Raw genomic sequence first — 2,709 nt, forward strand, 5'->3', positions numbered from 1 at the left:
GGGTGCGCGCCGGGTTGCCGAACTCGCCTCGCCCTCCTCCCGCGAAGCAGAACTCCCGTACCGGGCATTGGCGGCGGAACTCGGTGCGGCGATGAACATGTCCGACCGCACCGTGCAACGCCGCATGAACGACGCTGCCGTACTGGATGAGTCGTTCCCCGCCACATTCAACGCGTGGGACGAGGGACGGATCGCGGGCGGACATGTCGCGGTGATCATGGAACACGGCCTGCCGCTGACGGATCCGGAAGCACGGGCGGAGTTCGAGCGCGAGGCATTGGTACGAGCCGAGGGAACAACGCCCGGGCGGCTTGGGGCGTCGTTAGCGCGGTTGGCAGAGTCATTGCAGCCGCGTCCCCTCGCCGAGCGACACAAGGAGGCCCGCGCATCGCGGGGCGCGTGCGTGCGCGACATCGGCGACGGGATGGCGGAGTTCATCTCCACCCAACCTGCAGTTCTCGCCTATGCGATGCACGACCGCCTCACCCAACAGGCCCACGCGATCAAGAAGGCCGACCCGACAGACACCCGCACCCTGGATCAGATCCGTGCGGACCTGGTGGCGGACATAGTGCTCACCACGACGCCTTCCGTCGAAACGGGAATGGGGATGTCGGATGGGTTCGGTGGACTGGGCGCGATCCGCGGGATCGTGAACGTCACCGTCCCGGCGCTCGCACTAGCCGGGGTTACGGACGAGCCCGCCGAGCTCGTGGGCCGTTGCGCGATCGATCCCGACACTTCTCGCGCATTGGCCGGTCACGCGACCGGGTGGGACCGGGTCCTGGCAGACCCGATCACCGGGTGTGTTCTCGCGGTCGATCGGTACACCCCGTCCGCGGATATAAAGAGGTTCCTGCGGGCGCGGGATCAGCACTGCCGGTTTCCCGGATGCCGGCAACCCGCACACCGGTGTGATCGGGATCACACCCTCGACTACGCCCTCGGTGGCGAAACCGCCGTCTGCAACCTCGCGTGCCTCTGCAAACGACACCACACCCTGAAGGGCGAAACAGCCTGGACCGTCCGCCAAGTCGGCGGCGGAATCCTCGAATGGACCTCCCCAGGCGGTCACGTCTATATCGACAAGCCACCGCCGGCGATTTACTTCACGCCGAACACGGATCCGCCCCCATTCTGAGACACCCCGCTGCGGTCACTGAGCTTGTCGAAGTGACCTGCTGTGCCGTGTTTTGTCGACACGGGAGCTCCGGTGCGACCTTCGACAGGCTCAGGGACCGATGAACGCTCCTCCGCGGTGCCCAGAACCACTGGTTTCGGTGGCCGGAAGCCGCATATGACGCAGACGCCCGGGCCTACCGTGAGCAAAGTCCCCGCATTCTGCACTTTTCCTCTCCCCAAGGAACCCCATGAACAAGGTTGTCAAAGGCACCATTGCCGCCGCATCCGCTGTCGCCCTCTTCGGAGGCGGAGCCGGATCGCTCGCCTACTGGCAGGATTCGGCCAGCACGGACGAAATGCTCCTCCAGATGGGACACCTCCAGCTGGACGCAATCGCGAAGACCTACACCTTGAACGGCGATGAGGTGAACTACGCAACCTTGACAAGCTACGACAGCCGCCTCGTCCCCGGCGACGTCGTCACCTATATGCACACATTCGGGATCGATGTTGCGCCAGCGGCGGACGCGGTGCTGAACGTTGGCGAGCTGGACCTGGGAACTAACGCTCAGGTGGTCCTTGACGCGATCGAGACAGATCTCACAGTGACCGTCGTGGAGGAGTGGTCCGATGCCCTGACCTTCTCGGCCACGAACGAAGCGCGCTCCTTCAACGTCACGGGCCGCGGCGTCGTGGCGGTAACGATCTCGGTGACGGTTCCGGCCGACCTCGAAGACACGGATTCGATGGTTTCCGGAATCTGGGTCGAGCCGCTTCCTGTCACCCTGACACAGGTCGCCGAGCCTCTGCCTGACGCCGTCGGCTGACAAGGTCGGTGGTTCGCTCTCTCGGCCGAGGCCTGGCGTGGGGCGCATTCGCCCTCGTCGGGCTCGCCGCCACGCTCGTCCTCGTCGTCCCGCTGGTGATCGGCGCTGAGCGCTACACGATCCTCGGCGGCTCGATGGAGCCCGCGATCCCACTCGGATCTCTCGTCGTCGTGCAACCGCGCGAGCTCAACGACATCCGGGTCGGCGACGTGATCACCTACCAGCTCGAATCGGGCGAGGCGACCGTCGCGACTCACCGGGTCGTCGGTGAAGGGCTGGTCGGCGACGGCGAGCGGGTCTTGGTGACGCAGGGGGATGCCAACGACAGTGCCGACATCGAGCCGGTCCGCGGACCGCAAGTGCGCGGCGTGCTGCTCTACAGCATCCCCCTGCTCGGATGGATGAATGTGCTCATCTCGGGTGAGCTGCGGATGTGGGTCGTCCCCGTCGTCAGCGGTGCGTTGCTGCTCTACGCCGCCTGGATGTTCGTCAGTGCCTGGCGCGATCGCCGACGTCGGATGGACGAAGTGACGGCCGAGGAGCAGGTCGAACACCAGCCCGAACGGGTCCCCCAGACGCAGGACTAGGCTGAGTCCTCGTGACAGCCGCCTCCCAGCCCGCCTCCGGACCCGTCCGCCGCACCTACAGCTTCCTCGGGCCAGCCGGGACGTTCACCGAAGCGGCTCTCGCGCAGGTCCCCGAGGCGCGCGGCCACCACTGGGTTCCCGTGCACAACGTGGGCGAAGCGCTCGCCGACGTC

At 66.3% G+C, this 2,709-nt stretch carries 3 protein-coding genes and 1 pseudogene; all 4 read left to right on the forward strand.

Annotated elements, in window-relative coordinates:
- On the forward strand, positions 1-1,141 hold a 1,141-nt coding region (locus tag MIC448_RS13570), incomplete at its 5' end, for an HNH endonuclease signature motif containing protein (RefSeq protein ID WP_199484452.1).
- Positions 1,142-1,370: 229 nt separating this feature from the next.
- Entirely contained in the window at positions 1,371-1,949 is a 579-nt protein-coding gene (locus MIC448_RS13575; RefSeq protein ID WP_036300739.1) for an alternate-type signal peptide domain-containing protein, read from the forward strand.
- Positions 1,950-1,957: 8 nt separating this feature from the next.
- Positions 1,958-2,536, forward strand: coding sequence for a signal peptidase I (locus tag MIC448_RS13580; RefSeq protein ID WP_051513923.1), 579 nt, complete (start codon positions 1,958-1,960; stop codon positions 2,534-2,536).
- Positions 2,537-2,547: 11 nt separating this feature from the next.
- Positions 2,548-2,709, forward strand: a pseudogene (locus MIC448_RS16485) (prephenate dehydratase); the annotation flags it as partial.

The sequence above is a fragment of the Microbacterium sp. C448 genome (genome assembly GCF_000582705.2).
In the GTDB taxonomy this organism is placed as follows: domain Bacteria; phylum Actinomycetota; class Actinomycetes; order Actinomycetales; family Microbacteriaceae; genus Microbacterium; species Microbacterium lacus_A.

Bases quoted from the DNA above. Each gene is read 5' to 3' on its own strand.
- MIC448_RS13575 (WP_036300739.1), top strand. From the start codon at position 1,371: ATGAACAAGGTTGTCAAAGGCACCATTGCCGCCGCATCCGCTGTCGCC.